Here is a 22149-nt window from a genome sequence, read left to right on the forward strand (position 1 = left end):
CTGCATCTAAATCCTTTCAACACACTTGATCAGCTCTTGGGCAACGTATTCAGCATCTTCAACCGATAGCTTGGAATACAGCGGCAAGGTAATCTCATTGGCATACTGGGCATAGGCATTGGGATAATCGCGAATCGTATAAAAGTTCCGATAGAGTGTAAACATCGGCAGCGGCATAAAGTGGACATTAGTGGCAATATCTTTTTCGCCCATCATGGAAATGACCCGATTTCTTTGTTCTTCACTAAAGCCCTTTAGCCTTAAGGTATATAAATGATAGTTGGTTTGAATTTCATCATTCTTTTCAAAGGGAAGAATCGCCCATTCCTTAGAACCGAGAATTTGGTTGTATGCCGCATGAATCTGGGCCCTTTTTCGTAACATTCCTTCATAACGCTTGAGCTGTACCCGGCCGATCGCAGCCATAATATCGGTCATGTTGCATTTGAAGCCATCAGTGACGATATCATATTTCCACGCACCGGCTTGCATTTTCGAAAAGGCATCCTTCGTTTGGCCTTGCAAGGATGTATATTTCATTTCTTTATACAAATCTTCCTTGCCTCTAAAGCAATTGTCGTTATATGTTATGGCTCCGCCTTCTGCTGTCGTGAGGTTCTTGATGGCATGAAACGAGAATACATGAAAGTCCATCTGTCCCCCGACCTTTTGTCCTTTATATTCTGCCCCAAAGGAATGAGCGGAGTCAGAGATCAAAACAATATCTTCGCGATTTTTATCCTTCAGGACCTTGCGAACGGCATCATAATCCATTGGCACTCCGGCAATGTCCACTGTCATAATTGCCTTCGTTTTCGGCGTGATGGCATCCGCAATCTTTTGTTCATCGATTAAGAAGCTGTCTTTCTTTACGTCCACAAAGGTCGGCATTATTCCGCGATGGACAAGGACATTCGAAGTTGCGGCATAGGTATAAGGCGTGGTGATCACTTCGTCCTCCCCGCCGATGCCTAAAACCTTCAAGATCAATTCCATGCCGGCTGTCGCACTGTTTAAAGCAATGGCATGTTTCGTCCCGCTATAGGCTGCTAATTCTTGTTCAAATTTAGCTGTCGTCGGACCGGTGGTAATCCAACCGGAGCGCAGCACCTCCGAAACGGCAGCAATTTCTTCTTCAGTAATATCCGGCGGGGAAAACGGTATTTTTTTAAGCATTATCTTCAACTTCCTTTCTTATCTTACACTTCTCACATTGAGCTTTTATTTCTTGTAAAACGCTTTAATTTTCGCGCAGACATACTCGGCTTCATCCGTTGTTAGTTCGGGATAGATCGGTAGGGCAATGATCTCATTCGCTATCCTCTCGGCAACCGGGAAGTCTCCTTTTTTATACCCTAAATCCTTAAAACAGGTTTGGACATGAAGGGGACGAGGATAATAAATGCTATATCCGATTTCATTTTCAGCTAAATATGCGGCAAGTTCATCCCGCCTTTCGGCCAATATGTTAAACACATAGTAAACGGATTTTTGCTCCCCTTTAATTTTCGGGAACTTAATATTTTCGCAGTCACTTAAGCGATCCATGTACAGTTGAGCAATCTTCTCACGCTTACGGATTGCCTCATCAATATATTTCAGCTTGATCAATAATACCGAAGCCTGAAGAGTATCCAAGCGCGAATTATAACCGACGTTATCATAGAAGTATTTCTTGGAAGCCCCATGTACCCGATATTGTTTGGCTTTTTGGGCAAGCTCCGCATTATTCGTAATGATCATTCCCCCATCACCATAGCCGCCAAGGGTTTTGGTCGGGAAAAATGAAAAGACCCCAAAATCACCGATCGTTCCGGAATGCTTATATTCGCTGCCCTTGCCCTTCCAGCGCATACCAAAGGCTTCTGCGGCATCTTCCAACACCCTTAGCTGGTGCCGGTTGGCGATATCCATAATTTGATCCATATCGGCCATCTGGTTAAACAAGTGTATCGGCAGGATTCCGACTGTATTGGCGTTAACCTTTTCTTCGATCTTATTCACATCAATTCCAAAGGTCTCTTCATCGATATCCACAAAAACGGGACGTCCTTTATGCTTTGAAATACAAGAAGCTGAGGCCAGAAAAGTAAATGGCGAAGTAATAACCTCTTTCCCATCACTAAACCCCAGAATATCCGACGCTATGGTGAGTGCGTCAGTTCCCGATGCTACCCCAACAGCATAGTTCACCTGACAATAGTTCTGGATTTCATTTTCAAGCTCTGCCACTTGGTTGCCGAGGATAAAATTTCCCTTTTCAAGAACGGACTGAATCGCCTGATTGAATTCATCTTTTTTCTCGTGATACTCCCGGCTTGAATCATAAAATTTGACTTTCATTTTATGTATCCTTTCTTAATTTAATTCTCTTGAGCAATAACGATTTTAACACCTAACTTTTGGATTTTCTCAATTTCTTCATCCGGTGCTTCCCAATCCGTAATAAGAATATCCAAGTCTCTTAAATCAATCGTTCGCGCGAAAAATTCTGTTCCCACTTTGTCGAAATTCGCCAGGCAGATTGTTTGATGAGAGACTTCAGCTACCGCTCTTTGAAAAATGGCTCCTTCCGGAGTTGAACTGCTCAGTCCGTGTTTGGCAGAAATTCCGCCGCCGGTTAAAAAAGCCGTATCAATCCGTAAGGTTCTGATAAATTCCGTCGCCATCGGATCAACAATACCTTCTTCACTTTTGACATTGCCGCAGACGATATAGGTATCAATATTGCTATAGTGCTTCAATTTTTCAGCAATAACAAGTGAATTGGTAATGACTGTATACTCCCTGTCAACGGGCAGATACTTCAGTAAAATATAGTGAATGCTGGCCCCACCGATAAATAGGGTGTCACCTTGCTCAATAAAAGATACGGCAAGCTTTGCTACTGCGTTTTGATGCTCTGTTCCTTCACTGTATCGAATCCGTTCATCCATCGGGAATCTTCTCACCTTTGATAGAGGCACGGCTCCTCCATGCGTTCTTTTGAGCAGGCCTTTTTCTTCCATTGTGGTGAGATCCCTGCGTATCGTATCAATGGAAACTTGAAATTCTTCCGCAAGGTCTTTGGCTAGGACTCTTCCCAGCGATCTTACCTTTGCAAGAATTTGCTCTTGACGTTCCTCAGCGAAAATACTCAACACCTCCCTTGCTTTGTTATATCACGTTTATGCACGTTTGTACAGTTTTATATGCAGTATCTTTCAATAATATGCTGTTTATTAGATCTGACGCTATTCCGTTAGCAAAAATAACAGCCGGCCCTTCTCTTCTGGAAGGATACCGGCTCTCAATGCTCAATTGAATCACAATAACAGATCGGAATAAATATTAATAAGCATTAGAATAATGCCTTGGTACAAAGAAATTTTCGAACTGGGAGATCGCATAGTTGTCCGTAAGTCCTGAAATATAATCGACAACGGCACGTGTCCTATCCTCGCCGTCTAAGGCTAAATAATCATTAGGAAGCTGCTCGATGTGCTCAAAATAGTAATGAAACAGCGCCTGAACCACATATTCGCCTTTACGCCGTTCCTCTTTCAATGTTTCGCTGCCGTAAACACAGGTAAACATAAACCTGCGAAATTCCTGCATCGCCGCATGGACGCGCGGTGATTGATAAATTCGGTCTTGCCCTTGGGAGCTTTCAATCATATCCACCACCATCGCTGAAATCATCTGACTCGGGGTCTGCCCTATGACGAGGCGGACATTTTCGGGGAGGTCACCGGGGACCAATAGTTCTGCCCGCAAAGCATCATCATAATCATGGCAAAGATAAGCGATCCTATCCCCGGTCTTGACGATTTGACCTTCTAAGGTAAAGGGAATCCCTGCTCCTGTATGATTGAGAACGCCGTCTAACACTTCCTTGGTTAGATTGAATCCTTTTCCTTCCCTCGTTAAACACGTAAGAACGCGGATGGATTGTTCGTTATGCTCAAAATGCCCGATAATCTTTCGCAAAGCCTCTTCGCCGACATGACCGAATGGTGTATGTCCGACATCATGTCCAAGCGCGATCGCCTCAATCAAATCCTCATTCAGTTTAAGCCCGCGCCCGATCGTCCGGCATATTTGTGACACTTCCAAGCTGTGTGTCATACGTGTCCGATAATGATCTCCCGCAGGGGCAATATAGACCTGGGTTTTATGCTTCAGCCGACGAAAGGGCTTACTATGTAAAATTCGATCCCGATCCCGTTGAAATTTGGTCCGGATCGTACATTCGGTCTCCTCATGTTCACGTGTAGCCTGTGCACTTTTAGCTGCGTATGGTGATAAACGCTCCTGCTCTTCGCGTTCTGTCCGTTCACGAATCGTCTCCACCCTAATCGCTCCCTTGTATCTGTTTTTAGAACTCTTCTATAAGTTTCATTATATTATACTTTACGCTTGAATGCTGTCCATCGCAAAAGCCTTTATATAAATAGAATATTTTGAAAAAGGAGGAATCTACAACCGCAATGGCGAAAAACCATATATCATTAATTTTGTTATGTTTTGGTAGAAAGGAAGGATAGGGTTTTATGAGAAAAGTCTTCCGGTGCGCGGTCCCCTTGGTTACGGTATCTTTGATCATGGCCAATACTTTTTTCCCTGTTTCCGCCCTGGGGGCGGAGATTCCTGCAACGATTTCTAAGCAAGAGGTACAGGTTAACCATCCCATCTCCTTAGACAAAGCCGTCGAAATAGCCAAAGCCAACTTTGATATCCCAAATAATTATAGTCAGTTCAATACAGGTTTTGGTGAAATGAATAACGAGCAGTATTATTATTTGAACTGGAACTCGACAGATGGGGCCGGGAATTTTCAGGTTCAAATCAATGTTTCAACCGGTGAGATTACGGGTATGAACGTTTTTGATCGCCCCTTCCCAAATAGGCGCGGGTCCTGGATTCCCGGAGTCTCAAGAGAAGACGCCCAATTAACGGCCACCCAACTCGTTCAACGTTTAGCCGGTCCATACCTTCCCGAATTAGAGCTGCAATCTACCCAGGACCTTTTTCAGATCAGCAAGGGCAATGCCTTAAGCTACACCTTTCGATGGGTTAGAAAAGTCAACGGAATTCCTTTTTTAAGTAACGGTGTGACCGTTGACGTTCGTGCGGATAATGGTCAAGCGATCGGCTATCGTTTAAACTGGACGAAAACATCGGACTTTCCCAAGCCTGAAAATATCATCTCCGCAGATCAGGCGAATACGGTCTTTAGACAATCTCCAATGCTCGAACTCCAATACTTTGCACCGTATAAACCCCGGGAAAACACGCCATCGGAAAAGCAACAAGCCAAGCAACACGCCTCTTTAGTCTATCAATTCAGTCCAAAATATATCTACGGCGGTGCCATTGATGCTTTGACAGGAAAGCCGATGACCGCGGAGGATCTAAAGGAACCGCAAAAGAAAATATCCGGCTATGGTGTCACCACATCCGCCGGTTCCCTTCCGGAAATGAAGAGGCCGACGAAAGATGAGGTTAATGATCCCCAAAACGATGAAACGCTGCTAACCAAGGATGAGGCCGTGGAGGCCGCTAAACAGTGGGTTGAAATTCCAAAGGATTATACGTTGGGGGGGGCTCATCTTTCTTTCGATCCTTATCAGGGAAATAATTGGAGCTTAGATTGGCAGCTCAGAACGAATCCTCAAGGGCCGAGTGATATGTTGCATCTTCAAATCAATGCCAAAACAGGGGAACTGATCGGATTCAGTCGAACTTCTCCTTTTCCGATGCCAACCTCTCCATCCTCCAAAATATCGCGTGAAGAGGCTCTAAAAATATCAACAGAGTTTCTGCAAAAGGTCCAACCCCAGCGTTTCTCACAAGTTGAATCCAGTGACCCAGGGTTTATCTCTAGCAATCCCTTTGAATCTTTCAACTTCTCTCAAGTCGTGAATGGTATTCGTTTTAGTCGCAATGGCATGTATATAACCATTGATCCCGTTTCCAAAAATATTGTAAGCTACCAATTGATGTGGTCCGATTTTGATTTTGAAAAGCCCGATAATATTCTTGATCTCCAGAAAGCGGCGGATCTTTTCTTAGAACAGCATCCCTTCATGTTAGCTTATACCACGCTTTCCACCGACCCGGATCAAGCAATAACGAAGCTAGTTTATGTGCCCCGCTCCGATCAAACGCCTTTTAGTACGCTTGATGCCCATACCGGAGAATTTCTTGACTGGAATGGGCTTCGCCAGTCGGAGTGGATTCGTTCCCATGAGTTTACGGATATCAAGGGAAATCCCGCTGAAAGTCAAATTCGTCTTTTAGGAACTGCCGGTTTGTTGGGCGAATATGACAATGAATTTCATCCCAATGAAGTCATAACCGCCGGATCACTTTTTAGGGCCATGTTAATCGCCACTCGAAACGCGCCGAACATCCCCTCTTACAAAGATCAGGAAGTTCTCGACCAAGCGGTTAATCAAGGGTGGATCGAAAAAGGAGAAGTAGCCTCTCCTTCTTCGCCGATTAATCGGTTACTCTTAGCCAAAATCATGATTCGGTTCGTTGACATGAAAGATTCCGCAGAAATTAGAAATATTTACCATGTCCCCTTTGACGACGCCCAAGCAATACCCGATAACCAGCTAGGATATGTTGCCCTGGCTTGGGGATTAGGAATGTTCCCCGAGGATACCAAAATCATCGGAGCCTACCAAAATGCAACACGAGCTGAAGCAGCCGAAGCGTTGGTTCCCGCCCTGAAATTATTATCCAAGCGTTGATTCTCGAAAGTGTCCCTAGAAAGAGGAAGGCCAGATATTTTTTCTGGCCTTCCTTTTGCATGCCCTTGAACTAAGAAACCTTTTGTATCCTATCCCAATCGCTAATTAACTCAAGCATGAAGTTTACGGCCTTTTCGGCGGCATGACCGGGTATAGCGCTTGAAGCAGCTTGGGACATCTTTTTCCTTTCCTCTTGATTCACAATAAGAGCACTGAGGATTTGATCCAGTTCCTCCTCGGTCCCGGCGATTCTGCCGGCTCCAACCCTTTTTAGGAAGTTCGCATTTTCTTCTTCTTGGCCCGGTATAGGTTTATAAATGACCATCGGTATTTTTTTCGTTAAGGCTTCCGTTACCGTTAGACCGCCGGCTTTAGTGATCACCAGATCCGAAACCGTCATAAGTTCCTCAACATTTTGCACAAAGCCTAAAAGTAATACCTTATTTTTCAGCTTTTGGGCCATCGGTTGCAAAGAGCGGTATAACCGTTTATCCCTCCCGCAAACCATAATCAACTGGATAGGCGTTTTATATTCATTAATCCTTTGACAGATTCGTGCCGCATTGTCTAAAACGCCGTAAGCCCCGCCCATGACCAAAATCGTGGGTTGATTCGGGTTAAACCCCAACTTGTTAATTAACTCCGACCGATTCAACTCGCCTTCAAATTTAGGACTAACCGGAATTCCTGTAATTTTAATACGATCCGGATCAATTCCTCGATTGACTAAACCCTCGGCGACGTCTTGGGAACCGACAATATATAAATCAATTCCAAAATGAACCCATTGACTATGAATCGCATAATCCGTCACAATCGTAACCAAAGGAATAATAAGTTCTTGTTTTTCCCTAAGCTGTGCAAGAACACCTGCTATCGTCGGATACGTACATATGATGAGGTCAGGTTGTAAAGTATTAATATAGTTGAGAAGTTCACGGCGGCCCAAACCATTTAAAAAACGTTGAAATATGGAACCCGGTGAGATCTCCGATGTCTTGTAATAGAATCTCCCCCATAGTTTAGGCGTATATTTAAGCATATCGATGTAAGTGATTCTTATCATTGAGTTTAAGGTTTTATTCAAAAAGGCCCCAAAATCGACATGAATAATCTCTGCATTGGGTTTCTTATCTTTTAAAGCTTCGATAACCGCTTCGGCTGCTTTAACGTGTCCGCAGCCAAACTTGGCTGATATAACTAATACACGTAATTGGCTCATCCCGCGAACCTCCCTCGCTTGAAATGACTTATATACTTTTTTGCTTTAGGTATAGTCCTTATATTTTTCCCTAGAACAGTTGATGATATACAACATTAAGCACCGGTACGTTTATTACACGTCAAAAAAAGAGTCTGGTTGCAATTAAAACTTTTTGGGGTTTAAAACGTGTAATAGCTATAATGATTATGCAGAATCGGTAAAGATCGAGGGTGATCGCAGATTGTGGAGGACAACACCTTAATAAAGAAGTGCCAGCAAGGGGACAAAGAGGCCTTCCAAGTTCTGATCAGCCGCTATCACCCCTATGTCTATAAATTCCTTGTCAAAACAACTCAAAACGATCAGATTGCCGAAGACTTAACCCAGGAAACGTTTTTAAAAGTTATCCGCAATATTGAGAAATTTGACCCGGCAGGTCAGGCCAAATTCTCTACTTATATCATATCGATCGCTAAGAATACCGGCTTGGACTATTTTCGAAAAGAAAAAAGAACGATGCAAAACGTTCCTATTTCCGAAACGTTCGATATTGAGGATGTTAATACCCGGGTAGCGGATACAGTTATTAACAAATTAGATAGCCAAAACATTTTAGCTGACCTCGAGGGGCTTCCGGAGGAACAAAGGATAGCCATAAAGTTGAAGTATATCGAAGGTTTAAGTCTAAAAGAAATCGGCGAAGCACTTCACGTTGAACCGAAAACGATAAAAAGCAGAATTCATAACGGAATTGTTAAGTTAAGAAAAAAATGGGGAAAAGGTGATGACGATGAAAGATATTGATCAAAGAGCAACAGCGGTTTTACTCGCTTCCTTGGATAGGGAAATCGATCTTAAGTGTATTGAGCTTAAAGAAAAACAGAAAGAGAGGCGCTTACAGAACATTTTTTTGCTGAGCTGCCTGCTCATTTTCTTTTCGTTTTTCTTACAAGCCATTTTTAAAGTATTTAACGTAAACTTCTTATTGATTTATTGGCTTTATCAGGCTTTGGCCTTTTCTCTTTTAATCCCATTCGTACTTAATTTTAATCGGGGAGGAATATTGCGATGAACAAGTTTGAATACTTTATAGAAAAGCTCAATTTCAAAAAGGCAACTTCGACTTACCTGATCATTTCCGGGATTCTTTTAATCCTTTGCTTATCAAGTATAGCGTATGTTGCCCGCGATAAAATCACAATGGTTGCGAATTATCAAAGGATAGCCGAAAGTATTAAGAAAGAAGGGATCACTGATCCGTTAAAAAACCAATTACAAAATCTGGCTGCAAGTTCTAAGGACATCGATAACGTCATTATTTTGGATAAAGATAATACAATTCTTTTTAAAGCGAATAATAACCTTATCGATGATAAGGAAAAGCTGCAATTGGTCCCCTATGGAATGAGAAGCGGCTATCTGCAGGATAGGGATAATCCCAATATGCTTTTTAAGGTTGTAAAAGCTGAAAATATGATCTTGAATAAAGATTATATCCAAAAGGAACAAGAAGTGAGTCGGTCAATTGAAGACGAATTGTCCGGCGAAACCGACTTTAATTCCAAACAGGTCTTATTACTGAACTATTTAATCGACAGAAGCACCCAAAACAAAATTCTTATGATCAGGACAGCTAATCCCATACCGAATGCGGAAACTCTTCTTGGGTTAACGGGTGTCATACTCGGATTGATCTTAGCCTTCTATTGGATAGGTTTGGCACTTTGGGTTTATAAGGATGCGGGACGAAAAAAGTTAAACGCTTCATTATGGGGTTTACTTATTTTAATAACCAATTTGGTTGGACTTATTGTTTATCTCATTTATAATCAAAATAATTTAACCTGCCATAAATGCGGAGCTTTACAAAATAAAGGCAATTTATTCTGCAGCTTTTGCGGAACCGAAATTAATAAAGCGTGTCCCTATTGTAAGGCGTTGATCAGTAAAGGGGACATCTATTGCGGCCGCTGCGGGAATAAGATTGATTGATTATTAAATCAATAGAGGTGATAAATAACTTGGAAGTTCAAAAAAACAAGACCAAAAATTATATTGGGCTCTCCTTAATCCTTATCCTCTCGACCGCGTTGATTATCCTCTTCTTCTATCTCGACCGTCAAGGTCAGCTTTCTGCTCTGATCCAACTCTGGGGGATCGGCGGTATTTTGTTTGCCATCCTCCTCATCGGAGCGCTCACGATGACTCCAATACCTTCCGAAGGGTTCCTTATTCTCCTGCTTAAGATTTACGGCCTCTTTTGGGGAACACTCTACGCCTGGTTAGGTTCAATTATAAGCTCCGGTGTCATCTATTATCTTGCACGTTATTACGGTAAAAGCTTCTTCATGCACTTGATTACCCCCAAACGTTTTGAAATGGTGGATCACTGGATTGAAGGAAAAGGCACTTTAGGATTATTTATTGCCCGTCTTCTCCCCATTCCGGCTTTTGCGGTGAACTATATCGCCGGCGTTTTACCTTCTGTAAAACTTTGGCCCTATATCTGGACAGCGGCTTTATCGATCATCCCCTATTATCTGGGAACCGCGCTTATTTATCAGGGTGTGTCCAAATCAACCTGGATTTGGCTCATAGTCGGCGCTGCTGCACTTCTCGCTTTATGGGGAGTCAGCTATTTATTAAGCAAACAAACGAATACACACAAAGGAGCAATAGAATGAGTGTCCTTATGAATTTTGTTAATATTTTTCTCCACTTGGATCAGCACTTGGGTTATTATATGAATGAATATGGTCTTTATATCTACTTAATCCTTTTTGTCATTATTTTTTGCGAAACGGGTCTTGTCGTTACCCCCTTCCTACCGGGTGACTCGCTTATCTTTGCTACAGGAGCTTTGGCGTCAGTAGGTTCCATAGGAATTATCCCGATTTTCCTTGTCTTTTGTATCGCGGCTATCTTGGGCGATACTGTCAATTACACGATTGGACATTTCTTGAGGGATAAAGTCACCGCCCATGAAGATATCCGTTTTATAAAGAGAGAATACATTGATCGCACTGAAGCCTTTTTTCATAAGCATGGTGGTGCCACGATCATTATTGCCCGTTTTATCCCGATCATCCGCACTTTTGCACCTTTCGTTGCCGGTGTGGGTTCAATGCCTTATTCCCGGTTTATTCGGTTTAATGCCATCGGCGGCATCGCTTGGGTCAGCATCGCCCTGTACAGCGGGTATTTCTTTGGAAACATTCCTTTTGTGAAAAACAATTTCAGCTTAGTCATCATGGGGATCATTGTCGTCTCCCTGATCCCCATATTCGTCACCTATATCAAAAATAAGATGGAACCCCAAAAGGAATAAATAAAAGAAGGGAACCCAAAGCATGAGTTGGAAAATTACTCTTATCATTATCCTTCTTATCCTCTTTATCTATACGGTAATTCCCGATGTGTTTCTCCATCGGCTGGGAATCGGAGCCTGGAAAAGACAATACCGGCCCGGAGTCGCCTTAACCTTTGACGATGGTCCTGACCCATTATATACGCCACGGCTCCTCGATCTACTGGACCGTTATCACGTTAAAGCTACTTTTTTTCTTGTCGGCGAAAGGGCTGCTCTACATCCGAAACTTGTTCAAGAGATCGCGGCACGCGGTCATCAAATTGGCTCCCACTGTCAAATTCATAAATATGCTTGGTTTATAAGTCCCTGGAAAACTTGGCAGTCCTGGACTGAAGGTATATCTACTCTAGAGCGCATCACCGGTAAACCGATTCAGTGGATTCGCCCCCCGTGGGGAACGTTTAATCTTTTCACCTTTTTTTGGCTGAAATCTCATAAAAAAAAGGCCATCCTTTGGAATGCCGAAGGCCACGACTGGGATGTTCAAAAAAACCCCGAACAAATCGCCAAGCATATTTTGAACGCCATTCGAGAGGGTGGAATCATCGTTATGCATGACAGCGGCGGAGGGGCCGGAGCCCCAGAAAACACCTTACAAGCCGTTGAACTGCTCTTGAAAAGAATTCCCGCCGAAAGGAAACTTCCTATTCTTCCCCTTAATCTTCCCGATTGGACTTGGCTCCGCCGCCTTGTTTACCGTCTCTGGGAAAAATGGGAGAACTTTTATGCTCATCAAAACAAGATCACTCGAATTAATGCTGCAAGTCTATTTAGGATCTCCAAAAGTAAATATCACGGGCCGGATCTTAAGGATGAACAAGGGGTAATTTGGGCTCAAGACGGAGATATTATCGGTGAACTCCATTTAGATAATGCCCGTTTACAGATGATGCAGACCGATTCACAAAAAATAGCCATCGAAGCCTTGCGCCGCGTTCGCGGTTCTCTTCCCCTGCTCGCCGACTATATCGCCAAGAATCCTGATTATCAAGATATCCGTGTTTTGGGCGGTGTTACCTTACTTAACCGCGGTATTAAGGGGTTAGGCTTTAATGTTCAGGAGATTCCCGCGAATTTTTCCGTTCGCTGGATCGGTACGATACAAAGAATGATCATGCGTGTTTACAGTCCCCAGGGCACAGCACACCAAATGACACGTCTGGGCGACCCGAAGTTTGTCTGGGTAAGCAGAGATAGCTTCCTAGAACGCTGGCTGCAGGATAACTGAGGCTGTAATAAGGACACTAAAATGGGTACCGCCGCTTATATCATTAAGTGACAGTACCCATTTTACAATAACCAGCCATAGTCTTGGCGGGTGTCTACAACCGCGTCCACATACACAGTGTTTTCCTTGATCAGATAGATCAGAAGATACCATTTCTCGAACAAGAGTTTTCGGTATTTTTCAGGCGGAATCAGCGGGTCTATCAGCCATGGATTTCTTTCCTGAAATTGTTCCAATGACTTTGCCCTTACCTGAAAGTTTTCAATTAAACGCATGGCGGCATGCCCACTAACCTGTGCCAGAAACCGTGCCTAAGATACCAATATTTGCTGGCACTCATCAGAAATAACTACGGTGCACCGTTTATTTTCGCTGTCCATCTAGTACCTCTTGGACGGCAGCTTTCATCATATCTGAGACCTCATCAATGGAATGGGACGGCTTTCCATTCAACCGGCCTTCCTCTGCTGCAACCAGATTTTCCCGTAGCCGAAGCATACTTTCCGGTGCTCTCGATTTTCCGATTTTCTCTCTTATTTCTTTTAAAGAAGCCTCACCGTCAAGTATTTTGCCCTCCGTTATTTGTTCCTCAGCAGCAATAAGTTTACTATATACGTCGAGCATGAACATTTTTTCTTCATATAATTTCATACTCATAATAACCATATCTTCGTAACCATTTTTGGTAATAAAAATCGGCTCGTCGAACGCTTGACACATTCGAGAAATCTCACTTGTGTTTTTCAAATCCCTAATCGGAATAATTTGTGGCATGATTTCCAGTCTCCTTTGTGGCTAAATTATACGTCCTGACTAACTGCACAAAATAGGAAAAGTACGCATTAACGTTCTGGACATTTACGAAACATTTCAATTACGCACGTTATAATGAGCTCTATTTCTGAGCTTCTTAAACTTGCCTTGACTTAATATTGTTAAACCATTCAATCGTCTTTTTTGAATGTTCCTCAGGAATCTTATTCTTTACTTGCTCATGTAACCATCCTAAAGTCTTATTCTGTAGGTACTGTCTCATCTGGTCTTCTGCCTCTAGCATTACAACTTTTATCAAACAAGGACATTTTGTATGCGTATCAGGTAAATTATCCTTATCTAATAAAAGTTCATTTTGCCTAATTTCTGTACATTGAAATAACGATGAACTTCCTTCTACTGCTTCAACTATATCCCAAAATGTAATGTTTTCAGGATTACGGGCTAACCCATATCCTCCATTTACACCTGGAATTGATTTGACAATGCCTGATTTTCTTAATTTTGTATATACTTTTGATAGATAACTTTCTGACACTCCTTGATATGTGGCTAAATCCTTAATTCCGATAGATTTTCCTGACGGAATATCTACCATATATAATAGACAATGCAATGCGTACTCAACACCGATAGAAAACTGCAATGAAAACCAACCTCCCCAAAGCGATTTTATAGAAATAATAATATCAATTTAAATACCTATTTGGCAATATTATAGATATTATTTATCTATAATATTCTTTTTAATATTGACTTTCAAAAAGATAAAGCTATAATGAATTGCAGATAACAGTTATCTATAATATACTTAAGAGGAATAATTTCTTTGCTTGAAGTCTAAAAAAGATAACGTATATTATTTAATACAAGGAGGATATTTAGAAATGCTTACGGAAAAATTTCATGATGTATTAAAGCATGAAGGCGTAGTTACCGTGGTATCATGGGGAGATTCACCTGAACCACACATTGCTAACACTTGGAATACGTATTTAGTCGTTACTGATAATGAAAGGATATTAATTCCAGCGTATGGATTCCGTAAAACAGAAAAAAATGTAAATGCCAATAATAAAATCAAGATGGCTTTAGGTAGCAAAGAAGTATTAGGCTACAAAGATTATCAAGGAACAGGATTTGTTGTAGAAGGAACTGCTAAATACCTGGAATCTGGTCCAGAGTATGATATGATGAAAGAAAAATTCTCGTTTTTAAGCAGAGTATTAGAGATTACCGTTACATCTGCAAAACAAGGCATTTAAATTATTAAGTAAGTCCCTGCCAAATGGTAGGGACTTTCGTTATACAATTTATAATAATTTCACTGTCTTTTCTTCTTAATGATCATTTTCCTACTACCGCGAAGCAATACCCCAGGATTTCCACCCGCGCCAAGGACAGCGCTGCCTTAAACGGTGCCTAAGACTCCCGCGGCATAAAATTAGTGAAATGTGATATATAAGCACCTAAAGATTATGCTCATAAGGAACTTACCCGTCTTTTCCTGTTTTCTTACTATATTTTTTAAATCTTTTAAGAAGCAAAGCTATACCTGCAATCAGAAAAACTAACAGTATCCAGAAAATTGCCATCAGCCTATACTCCGAAATGAAAGCCCAAAAATTGTATCCTAGAATATCTCCGCCTCCATAATATGTTATTGTTCCGTCTGGCATTACTTGAGATTTTGTAACAGGGACCTTTATCATCGTGGAAAGTACCCATACAACAAGAATACCAACCGCCCCAATACTAGCAATTATGATGGCTGTTATCGCTAGTAATCTTTTATGGTAAATATTATTCAAATAAACGCTATTCCCTTTTACGGCAGGTATATCATTATCGCTTTGAAATTCATCATTAAGCAAGTAATCAATAGACACTCTAAATAACCTGCTTAACTGAATGACATTATCTGTGTCTGGCAATGACTCACCTTGTTCCCACTTCGAAATGGCTTGTCTTGATACGGTAATTTGTGCCGCTAGTTTTTCCTGAGACATACCTTTTGATTTTCTTAGTATTTGTAGTTTTTCTCCAAAAGTCGTAAAGACCACCTCCTGTTTGTTGCTTTTAGTTTAGTATTTTGCTTGGTTGCATTCTACCAAACAGACCTTGAACCTTCGCAACTGACAGTTGCAAGTCTTATTTTAAGCTACTTTATTAGGCAGTGGTTATATAATTATCCTTTGTGATATGTCGTATTCTTATTAGAATCTAGCTTTTCGTATACGGGATACGACATATATTGCTATGCCTATTCCTAAAACGCCGACCGTTACTAATGATGCGTGGAAGTTTGTAGGTAAGCAATACAGATAAGAATATGATACCTAAAGATCCCAACAGTCTTTTGTAATCTTTACCCATAAAGAATCCCCCTCAAACCCGCTCACGCACTTAAAATGGTTACTTTATATCCTATTCAACAATTGCAAGCAATTACCTTTTAACTTTGAGGATTCGATAGTTCGGCAAATTATAAAAAAATAGGGAGGAACGCTATGTGTCATAATATCTAATCTCCCTTAATATTAATTTATTCATGGATGGTTGTTCGAAATTGAAATAGAACATTAGTGTCCTTTTTTTCTAGCGCATTTTATCCACCTCCCTTACCAAGAAAATTAAAAGCACAGGCTAACTACCTGTGCTTTAAGTAATGGAAAGAAGATGACAATAATCAAAGAAGTCCCTTGTTTAACAATGTTGCTTTTTCAGAATCACAAGTCCTTAAGTGTCGTAATGGGTCTGCTTTGAAGCAGGTAAAACTCCCCTAAACCGTAGCTCCACTCGATATCTTGAGGTACTCCATTGAAATGTTCTTCTATCCGAAGACAAAGACAGGCCAACTCGCGAACCTGTTGGGAAGTTAAACATCCTCTGGTAGGACGCTGTGTACGAATGAAGGGTGAAAGTGATTGCCCCTTCTTCGGAGCAGGAATAAATTTAAGAACTGCACCATCAGGACGTCTGGCAAACCATTGATCAGGAACGATTTCGCCTTGAACCAAAGTTTCCCCGACACCGTGTACTGCATTAATGGTTATTTCATCTGAGTCATTTGAAAGAGGGTTAACTGTAAAGACCACTCCTGAGACTTCGTGCGGTGCCATTTCCTGAATAACTACAGCAAGAGCAACCTCATCACTCTCTCCAAATCCTTGGAAGGAACGATATTGCACCGCCCGGGGCGCCCAAAGTGAAGCCCAACATTTTTTTATGGTATCAAGAACTGCGCTTTCCCCTTGGATATTTAGATAAGTTTCTTGTTGACCCGCAAAACTTGCACTGGGGAGATCTTCAGTCGTAGCCGAGGAACGAACGGCAACTTTAGGGCTTCCCATCCTCCTATAAGCTTCTAGGACTTCTTTTGTGACCTCAGCAGGTAAGTTAACATTTTCTATTTCCATCCGAATCTTCAACGTTACATCTTCTAAAGCCGGTAAGTCATTGACGTTCATTTTCGGTAGATGGACATTCGTTATACAACGACGGTATCCTTCAACGGTCAGAACAAAGCCCTGGGGTACTTTCATTCCTGCTGACACTAATTCGCCTAAATTAGCCCCTTTTCCGCCAGCTAATGATAGATCTTCTCTTTTTAATTCTTGAAGTAACCGTATATATTTCATCGCATTATTCTCCATTAGCTATTTTCAATCTATAACTTGAACCTTGCCGGCGGCTCCGTCCACGCGAACATGTTGACCATTATGCAAGATTTTTGTTCCATTAATTGTTCCGACTACCGAAGGAAGTCTGTATTCACGGGAAACAATCGCCGCATGGGATAACATCCCACCTGAATCAGTAACTAAGGCCGCCACATAGGGAAAGAGTACCGTCCAAGTCGGAGTAGTTAACGGACAAACTAGGACCTCCCCTTCTTGAACTAAATGGAACTCCTCAGCCGTATGAATAATTCGCACGGGTCCTTCGGCAACTCCTGGAGAACCTGGGGTACCAAACAACTCTCCCTCAGGGGACAGCTCTTGCGCTCCCTGCGGCGCTTCAAGAAGGGAAGCTTGTTTCATCAAAATCTTCCCCATCTCTGCAACAATAGGAGGAAATACACTCCAAGGGGGTTCGGCTGGCATTTTCCCAATGGTTCGTGGAGGCACTAACGAGAAGTTGTTGGTGTGTTCTGTCTTTCTCTCAGCCACCAATCCTTTTAAGCTGGAAAGGTTATATTTTCCTCTTAGGACTGAAAGTAATTCTTCCCGGTATAGGAATAGAGTGTCCTCAGGACAATCAAGAATACCTTCTTGAACGAGTCTTCTGCCGGCCTCAATTGCATCATAACGCGTATGACTAAGAGGAACGTTCATTAACAAGTAGTCATGGATTTCGGATAAAGGCTGAGCTTGCTCTGCTAATTCTAGCCAGACGTCGAACTCTTCCCGCTCCTCTCCCGTTAAAGTGCTGCGGAGTTCATTGATTCGCTGAAGCCGGTATGCTTGAAAATCAGAGTCTTCGGTCAGGCAGTCATCAGACTCCATTAATCCCTTAATAATCCCAAGCACCATTTCTGGCATTTCTCTCCACGTAGGATCGAATTCAAAACTATCCGCAGGCCGATCACCTTCAGAATCTAAGAATTGATCGAGCTCTTTCTTAAACCAAGTATTAGATAGCCTTATGAGTGCTTTTTCACTAGGTAAGGACAAAATATCGCTAACCTCTGGATCTGCGGCAGCACGCCGTGCCAAGGTTAAGAGATGATTCGTCGCCTTAAATACTGCAGGATCATTAATCTGAATCAACTCATAGGCTTCAAATTCCGTTAAATTAAGAAGTTTTTTACAGACCTCCACCCAACGCTCACGAAAATACATACCGATCGCGACAATTTTACAATGAGGATTCCAAGCCCAGCATAAAAAGTCATAGCATTGATCAAGGTGATGGGCCAGTTCTTCCAAACTTGCGTTTACCCGATCAAAACTTCGGATCGGTTCGAGTCGCCTCTGAGCCTCCGGCTCCCATACATCCCTCCATGCATGGACATGATTCTCAAACCCTTTTTCCTTAAGAAACTTTTCCAAACCCAAGACCCGGCTTCGGAGCTTCGGGTTAATCCGCCACAAATTAAAGAGGAATGGAAACCGCTCCATAATCGGCGGAGTATCTCCCCCAATGGGTTCAAAACTTTGAAAGACATATCCATGAAGAACAAGATAGGCATATTTAACTGAAAGCATAGACCATTCCTCAAAAGCACGGGCTGAACCGACTTCAACAGGAATGAGTCCATAAGAGACAAAAAGTGGGTGTACCGGTCTCGGCCAATGAATATTATCTCGCATCCAAAACCCTTCAGCTTCCCAAAGAGACATACTTTCTACCTCCCCCAGCTTTTTAGATGTTTTACTGTTTAATTAACGCACCTGATAAGTAGGTGTTAACTGCGGATAGAAGAGTAGATAAGAGATCATTTTGTTTGCCATAATAGTACCATCTCACCATGTGAACCATATATAACCCATCAATATCGTGAGCAAGATCCTGTGGACTTCTTTCTCTCGTTATAACTCCCTCGATCTGACCACGTTCGAAAGCTTCGGTTATCATCCTTCGGAAGAGATTCCCGTTCGGATGTTCCGGCGTTAGTCCATGCTTCATCTTTTCTATTACGGCGATCATGAAGAGTTCCGGTCTTTTTATGGTCCACTCGACGGCACTAGTAATAATTGCCTGAATTTGATTAACTGTTCCTGGAGTTGCTTCAAAAAAATCATCAACTTTTACAGACGTTAATTCATCTGTCTCGTAAAGTAACTCAAGTGCTAAATCTTCTTTTGTCCGAAAATAATTATAGAAGGTTATCCTTGCTACCCCGGCTTTTCCGGCAATTTCCTCGATTGTTGTTTCTGAAAATCCTTTAGTCCTGAAAAGCTCTTCACCGGCTCTTATGAGGGCTAATTTAACTTCTGCTTTTTGTTTTTCTCTTAATTTCATTCCCATCTTTCACCTCGAATTGTTAGATATAATTCCCGGTAAGAATAGTGTACTCAATTCATTTAATATACTCTGTATATAAAATGAATATAGTTTATTATGTCTCTAAAAAGATTCTACGTCAAGATAAATATCGTTTAATTAAGGCAAAAAATGGTGGTTTCAAAGTGAGCTTTCTACCGAAACATTCTTGACAATCCGCTATTATCAGCTTCCAATTGCTAGTCATATCATAATACCCATCTTCTGGCTTAAAACTTGATTCCTTGCTTAAGTGCGCCAAAGAGCCATTTTTATTCGTATTCGAAAATGCAGCTATTTACAAAATAAGGGTATTGGAACTTAAATCAAATTAAGTTCCAATACCCTTACAACAAATCGGCATAATCAATAAAGAGCTTATTCTCGTCCTGTAACACTCTCTAAAATCGTAACTTCACCTTCTCCGCCATCGACATACACTCGATCACCCGTATGTAAATACATCGTCGCATTACCACAACCCACAACGGCTGGAATGCCCAACTCACGAGCAATTACAGCTGCATGTGAGAGTGGCGCTCCCACATCAGTGATTACTGCTGCTGCACGAGGAAAGAGGGGAGTCCAAGCAATGTCCGTTTGGGAAGTAAGTAAAATCTCGCCCTTTTCCAGCTGTTTCCCTTCCTCTATGCTTTTGAGATAGCGAACTACACCTTCAATTCGCCCCGCAGATCCAGCAGAACCTTTTATAACATTTCGCTTGGAATCATTTGTGGCAGCATATGCGGATATTTGTGTAGAATGTCTTGAATCATAAATATCATTACGCCGGTTAGGATCTGCAGCCCATTGAAACGGATCGAAATAGCCGCATATTATCGATGGATAGGGAGGCAATGCCCTATACTTTCGATCGGCTTCTTTTCGATCGGGTATAAACTTCAACGCCTCTTCTTTACCTGAAAGTATATCTAACATCTCATTGAGAGTTAAAAAAAAGATATTTTCTCCGATACCTATTAATTGCCCGGCGCGGAGAGCAAACGTGCGCGCTACCCATCGATCCCGAACGTATTCAGAACGAATCGCTTCACGGTTGCGAGCTGTTTGAGCAACTTTTTTAATACGACGACGTATGCTGAGTGCTTTCTTTCGATTGCTCTTTTCCAAACGATTCCAAGCCGCATCACACTCAGTACGTTTATTGAGTAATAATTCTTCTACATCTATTGGTGATTTTTCAAATTGGGCTGATAGCTTGCCGATCCATTCTGAATCCTCGATCGGTCGAGGAATTGATAGCTCAAACTCATTGGGTCCGCGATGTCCGTAAATCGCCATATATTCAGCGTAGCTCATCTCACCCTTTGCTAACTTAGAAATACCCAGTACCGGTCCAAGACTTGCTAACAGATTTGAACCTTTTTTAACATCAAAATCTGTACTCAGGCCAGAAATAAGTGTATCCGCGTCATCTGTTCCTACTAATTTAGTCAACTCGTTGCGTAACTTCATGGTATCCCCTGATTGAGCAACACTGCCCATGACATACCATACCGTATTCTGGAGGTGCGGAAATATCTCATTTCCCCACATTAGAAATAATTGTTCCTTACTGTCACAGGCAAGGATCTTTTCTTGCATACTCTTACACCAGTGTGGGTTGGTTTCTAAAAAATGGTGAACTTTTCGAAGAGCCATCGTCTCTTTAATAATATTATTGATTAAATTAAGAATAAAAGAGATTGTCGCTCTCTTGGAAACTTGGATAACCGGTATCTCCATGTTTTCAGGAATCTGGGTATATAATATTCCTTCGAAAAAACGTAATATGTCTTTTTTGCTCATCCTTAAACTGTGTAAAACTGAGGCATAGATACTTAAATTGAGATAAATCCTTCCGCCAATATTTCCGGACGATTGGTATCCGGGAAGCAATTTCCAGGTTGACTCGTATATGTTCCTTTGAACAGTCCATGTGAGCGGTGTCATCACTTCAGGAATCGCTTCACCGAAATTTACGTTTGACCACAAGTAACAACCATTCTTACTGTCATTCCACTCTCCCGTTGCAGGATTGTGCCCTTTCAACGTTGTTATCGGACGAGACTGCAGCACATATACTTTATTTCCAGCAATCGCCCATTCTATGTCCTGCGGATAGCCAAATTCTTTTTCCAGCTGACTGCCTAATTTAGTCAGTTCACTAATATATGGATTCAACTCACTCGGACCATCGTAACTATCTTTACTCCCCATTTTTGTTGCTGGTTTTAAAGTAAACGTGTATGGAGTCGTTTTTCCAGAAACAAGTTCTTCACCTAAACCAAAAACAAAGTTGCCTAACATTTCATTCCAGTTGCCCGTAACAGGATTTGCGGTAAATAGGACTCCTGAAATATCTGCCTGTATCATCTGTTGAACAACCACAGCCATTTCCTGGCTTGCGTTTATCCCTTTTACCTCACTATAAGCCCGTACCTCCTTACTATGCCGCGAAAGGCGTACAGCACGAATAGCTTCCCAGACTTCATCATCCGTATGTACATTTAGCATTGTGTCAAATTGTCCGGCAAAAGAAGCTTGAGCCGAATCTTCGGCTAATCCCGATGACCGGATAGCAAAGGAAATGCCAATGCTATCTTTCCGTATTTTGTTTAGGGCTGCCTGCGCTTGTACCTGAGCCTCCGAAATTAGCTGGTCATTTTTAAACGCTGAGGGCATAATTACAAAACCATTTAGTACTGGATAACCGCTCTGATAGAGCTTCGTTAACGAACCCCCTTTTCCCCCTGCTAAAACTAATTGCTCCGCTTTCAATTCGCTGAAAAAGTAAACACTTTGTTCCATAGTTCCCCACCTCTCTTCGAATATCTCCTAATTC

Annotated in this window: 21 protein-coding genes; 8 read left to right on the forward strand and 13 right to left on the reverse strand. The window is 41.9% G+C overall.

Annotation, left to right across the window (positions count from 1 at the left end; translation table 11 throughout):
• Nucleotides 1–6: 6 nt before the first annotated feature.
• From VB077_RS12815 to VB077_RS12830, 4 genes are all read right to left on the reverse strand, one after another.
• Nucleotides 7–1176 (reverse strand): DegT/DnrJ/EryC1/StrS aminotransferase family protein, encoded by a 1170-nt coding sequence (locus VB077_RS12815; protein WP_323415641.1) that lies wholly within the window; start codon nucleotides 1174–1176, stop codon nucleotides 7–9.
• Between the two features lie 45 nt (nucleotides 1177–1221).
• Nucleotides 1222–2343: a DegT/DnrJ/EryC1/StrS family aminotransferase gene (locus VB077_RS12820; protein WP_323415642.1), complete on the reverse strand. Its 1122-nt coding sequence runs from the start codon at nucleotides 2341–2343 to the stop codon at nucleotides 1222–1224.
• Nucleotides 2344–2363: 20 nt separating this feature from the next.
• Nucleotides 2364–3134: a DeoR/GlpR family DNA-binding transcription regulator gene (locus VB077_RS12825; RefSeq protein ID WP_323415687.1), complete on the reverse strand. Its 771-nt coding sequence runs from the start codon at nucleotides 3132–3134 to the stop codon at nucleotides 2364–2366.
• Nucleotides 3135–3330: 196 nt separating this feature from the next.
• A complete protein-coding gene (locus VB077_RS12830; protein ID WP_323415643.1) occupies nucleotides 3331–4332 on the reverse strand; it encodes a deoxyguanosinetriphosphate triphosphohydrolase in 1002 nt (333 codons plus the stop codon).
• Nucleotides 4333–4532: 200 nt separating this feature from the next.
• Here VB077_RS12830 and VB077_RS12835 point away from each other — a divergent pair, with 200 nt between their 5' ends.
• On the forward strand, nucleotides 4533–6740 hold the full coding sequence (locus tag VB077_RS12835) for a YcdB/YcdC domain-containing protein (protein ID WP_323415644.1): 2208 nt from the start codon (nucleotides 4533–4535) through the stop codon (nucleotides 6738–6740).
• A 70-nt stretch (nucleotides 6741–6810) separates the two neighbouring features.
• Here VB077_RS12835 and VB077_RS12840 read toward each other — a convergent pair whose 3' ends face one another.
• A complete protein-coding gene (locus VB077_RS12840; RefSeq protein WP_323415645.1) occupies nucleotides 6811–7962 on the reverse strand; it encodes an MGDG synthase family glycosyltransferase in 1152 nt (383 codons plus the stop codon).
• A 225-nt stretch (nucleotides 7963–8187) separates the two neighbouring features.
• On the opposite strand from VB077_RS12840, the gene VB077_RS12845 reads away from it, so the two are divergent.
• Genes VB077_RS12845 through VB077_RS12870 form a run of 6 tightly spaced genes read left to right on the forward strand, consistent with a single transcriptional unit; the run spans nucleotide 8188 to nucleotide 12542 of the window.
• Entirely contained in the window at nucleotides 8188–8748 is a 561-nt protein-coding gene (locus VB077_RS12845) for an RNA polymerase sigma factor (RefSeq protein ID WP_323415646.1), read from the forward strand.
• Nucleotides 8735–9016, forward strand: coding sequence for a hypothetical protein (locus VB077_RS12850; RefSeq protein WP_323415647.1), 282 nt, complete (start codon nucleotides 8735–8737; stop codon nucleotides 9014–9016). The genes VB077_RS12845 and VB077_RS12850 overlap by 14 nt, the downstream gene beginning before the upstream one ends.
• Nucleotides 9013–9936: a zinc ribbon domain-containing protein gene (locus VB077_RS12855; RefSeq protein WP_323415648.1), complete on the forward strand. Its 924-nt coding sequence runs from the start codon at nucleotides 9013–9015 to the stop codon at nucleotides 9934–9936. The genes VB077_RS12850 and VB077_RS12855 overlap by 4 nt, the downstream gene beginning before the upstream one ends.
• Before the next feature lie 29 nt (nucleotides 9937–9965).
• Nucleotides 9966–10628, forward strand: a complete 663-nt coding sequence (locus VB077_RS12860; protein ID WP_323415649.1) for a VTT domain-containing protein — start codon at nucleotides 9966–9968, stop codon at nucleotides 10626–10628.
• Nucleotides 10625–11272 (forward strand): DedA family protein, encoded by a 648-nt coding sequence (locus tag VB077_RS12865; protein WP_323415650.1) that lies wholly within the window; start codon nucleotides 10625–10627, stop codon nucleotides 11270–11272. Before VB077_RS12860 ends, VB077_RS12865 begins: the two co-directional genes overlap by 4 nt.
• 22 nt (nucleotides 11273–11294) lie before the next feature.
• Nucleotides 11295–12542 (forward strand): polysaccharide deacetylase family protein, encoded by a 1248-nt coding sequence (locus tag VB077_RS12870; protein WP_323415651.1) that lies wholly within the window; start codon nucleotides 11295–11297, stop codon nucleotides 12540–12542.
• A 62-nt stretch (nucleotides 12543–12604) separates the two neighbouring features.
• Here the strand turns inward: VB077_RS12870 and VB077_RS12875 are convergent, their stop codons facing one another.
• The 3 genes from VB077_RS12875 to VB077_RS12885 form a co-directional block, all read right to left on the reverse strand.
• The gene (locus VB077_RS12875; protein WP_323415652.1) at nucleotides 12605–12778 is read right to left on the reverse strand and encodes a hypothetical protein; all 174 of its coding nucleotides are present in this window, start codon (nucleotides 12776–12778) and stop codon (nucleotides 12605–12607) included.
• Nucleotides 12779–12905: 127 nt separating this feature from the next.
• Nucleotides 12906–13316: a hypothetical protein gene (locus tag VB077_RS16645; protein WP_416337061.1), complete on the reverse strand. Its 411-nt coding sequence runs from the start codon at nucleotides 13314–13316 to the stop codon at nucleotides 12906–12908.
• Between the two features lie 136 nt (nucleotides 13317–13452).
• Nucleotides 13453–13962, reverse strand: a complete 510-nt coding sequence (locus VB077_RS12885) for an Rrf2 family transcriptional regulator (RefSeq protein ID WP_323415653.1) — start codon at nucleotides 13960–13962, stop codon at nucleotides 13453–13455.
• Between the two features lie 241 nt (nucleotides 13963–14203).
• Between VB077_RS12885 and VB077_RS12890 the strand changes: the two genes are divergently transcribed.
• Nucleotides 14204–14581 carry a pyridoxamine 5'-phosphate oxidase family protein gene (locus VB077_RS12890; protein ID WP_323415654.1) on the forward strand — a complete coding sequence of 126 codons (378 nt, stop codon included), beginning with the start codon at nucleotides 14204–14206 and terminating at the stop codon, nucleotides 14579–14581.
• 228 nt (nucleotides 14582–14809) lie between these two features.
• Here VB077_RS12890 and VB077_RS12895 read toward each other — a convergent pair whose 3' ends face one another.
• From VB077_RS12895 to VB077_RS12915, 5 genes are all read right to left on the reverse strand, one after another.
• A complete protein-coding gene (locus VB077_RS12895; RefSeq protein WP_416337062.1) occupies nucleotides 14810–15325 on the reverse strand; it encodes a helix-turn-helix domain-containing protein in 516 nt (171 codons plus the stop codon).
• A 720-nt stretch (nucleotides 15326–16045) separates the two neighbouring features.
• A complete protein-coding gene (locus VB077_RS12900; RefSeq protein WP_323415656.1) occupies nucleotides 16046–16957 on the reverse strand; it encodes a PEP/pyruvate-binding domain-containing protein in 912 nt (303 codons plus the stop codon).
• Nucleotides 16958–16981: 24 nt separating this feature from the next.
• Nucleotides 16982–18679, reverse strand: a complete 1698-nt coding sequence (locus VB077_RS12905; RefSeq protein WP_323415688.1) for a PEP-utilizing enzyme — start codon at nucleotides 18677–18679, stop codon at nucleotides 16982–16984.
• 13 nt (nucleotides 18680–18692) lie between these two features.
• Nucleotides 18693–19283 (reverse strand): TetR/AcrR family transcriptional regulator, encoded by a 591-nt coding sequence (locus VB077_RS12910; RefSeq protein WP_323415657.1) that lies wholly within the window; start codon nucleotides 19281–19283, stop codon nucleotides 18693–18695.
• Between the two features lie 399 nt (nucleotides 19284–19682).
• Nucleotides 19683–22115 (reverse strand): PEP/pyruvate-binding domain-containing protein, encoded by a 2433-nt coding sequence (locus VB077_RS12915; RefSeq protein ID WP_323415658.1) that lies wholly within the window; start codon nucleotides 22113–22115, stop codon nucleotides 19683–19685.
• Nucleotides 22116–22149: the final 34 nt, after the last annotated feature.

The organism is Desulfitobacterium sp. (assembly GCF_034927245.1).
Taxonomy (GTDB): domain Bacteria; phylum Bacillota; class Desulfitobacteriia; order Desulfitobacteriales; family Desulfitobacteriaceae; genus Desulfitobacterium_A.

Bases quoted from the DNA above. Each gene is read 5' to 3' on its own strand.
- VB077_RS12915 (WP_323415658.1), bottom strand. From the start codon at position 22,115: ATGGAACAAAGTGTTTACTTTTTCAGCGAATTGAAAGCGGAGCAATTA.
- VB077_RS12895 (WP_416337062.1), bottom strand. From the start codon at position 15,325: ATGTCTCAGGAAAAACTAGCGGCACAAATTACCGTATCAAGACAAGCC.
- VB077_RS12820 (WP_323415642.1), bottom strand. From the start codon at position 2,343: ATGAAAGTCAAATTTTATGATTCAAGCCGGGAGTATCACGAGAAAAAA.
- VB077_RS12865 (WP_323415650.1), top strand. From the start codon at position 10,625: ATGAGTGTCCTTATGAATTTTGTTAATATTTTTCTCCACTTGGATCAG.
- VB077_RS12910 (WP_323415657.1), bottom strand. From the start codon at position 19,283: ATGAAATTAAGAGAAAAACAAAAAGCAGAAGTTAAATTAGCCCTCATA.
- VB077_RS12815 (WP_323415641.1), bottom strand. From the start codon at position 1,176: ATGCTTAAAAAAATACCGTTTTCCCCGCCGGATATTACTGAAGAAGAA.
- VB077_RS12850 (WP_323415647.1), top strand. From the start codon at position 8,735: ATGAAAGATATTGATCAAAGAGCAACAGCGGTTTTACTCGCTTCCTTG.
- VB077_RS12870 (WP_323415651.1), top strand. From the start codon at position 11,295: ATGAGTTGGAAAATTACTCTTATCATTATCCTTCTTATCCTCTTTATC.
- VB077_RS12835 (WP_323415644.1), top strand. From the start codon at position 4,533: ATGAGAAAAGTCTTCCGGTGCGCGGTCCCCTTGGTTACGGTATCTTTG.
- VB077_RS16645 (WP_416337061.1), bottom strand. From the start codon at position 13,316: ATGCCACAAATTATTCCGATTAGGGATTTGAAAAACACAAGTGAGATT.
- VB077_RS12900 (WP_323415656.1), bottom strand. From the start codon at position 16,957: ATGAAATATATACGGTTACTTCAAGAATTAAAAAGAGAAGATCTATCA.
- VB077_RS12890 (WP_323415654.1), top strand. From the start codon at position 14,204: ATGCTTACGGAAAAATTTCATGATGTATTAAAGCATGAAGGCGTAGTT.
- VB077_RS12855 (WP_323415648.1), top strand. From the start codon at position 9,013: ATGAACAAGTTTGAATACTTTATAGAAAAGCTCAATTTCAAAAAGGCA.
- VB077_RS12840 (WP_323415645.1), bottom strand. From the start codon at position 7,962: ATGAGCCAATTACGTGTATTAGTTATATCAGCCAAGTTTGGCTGCGGA.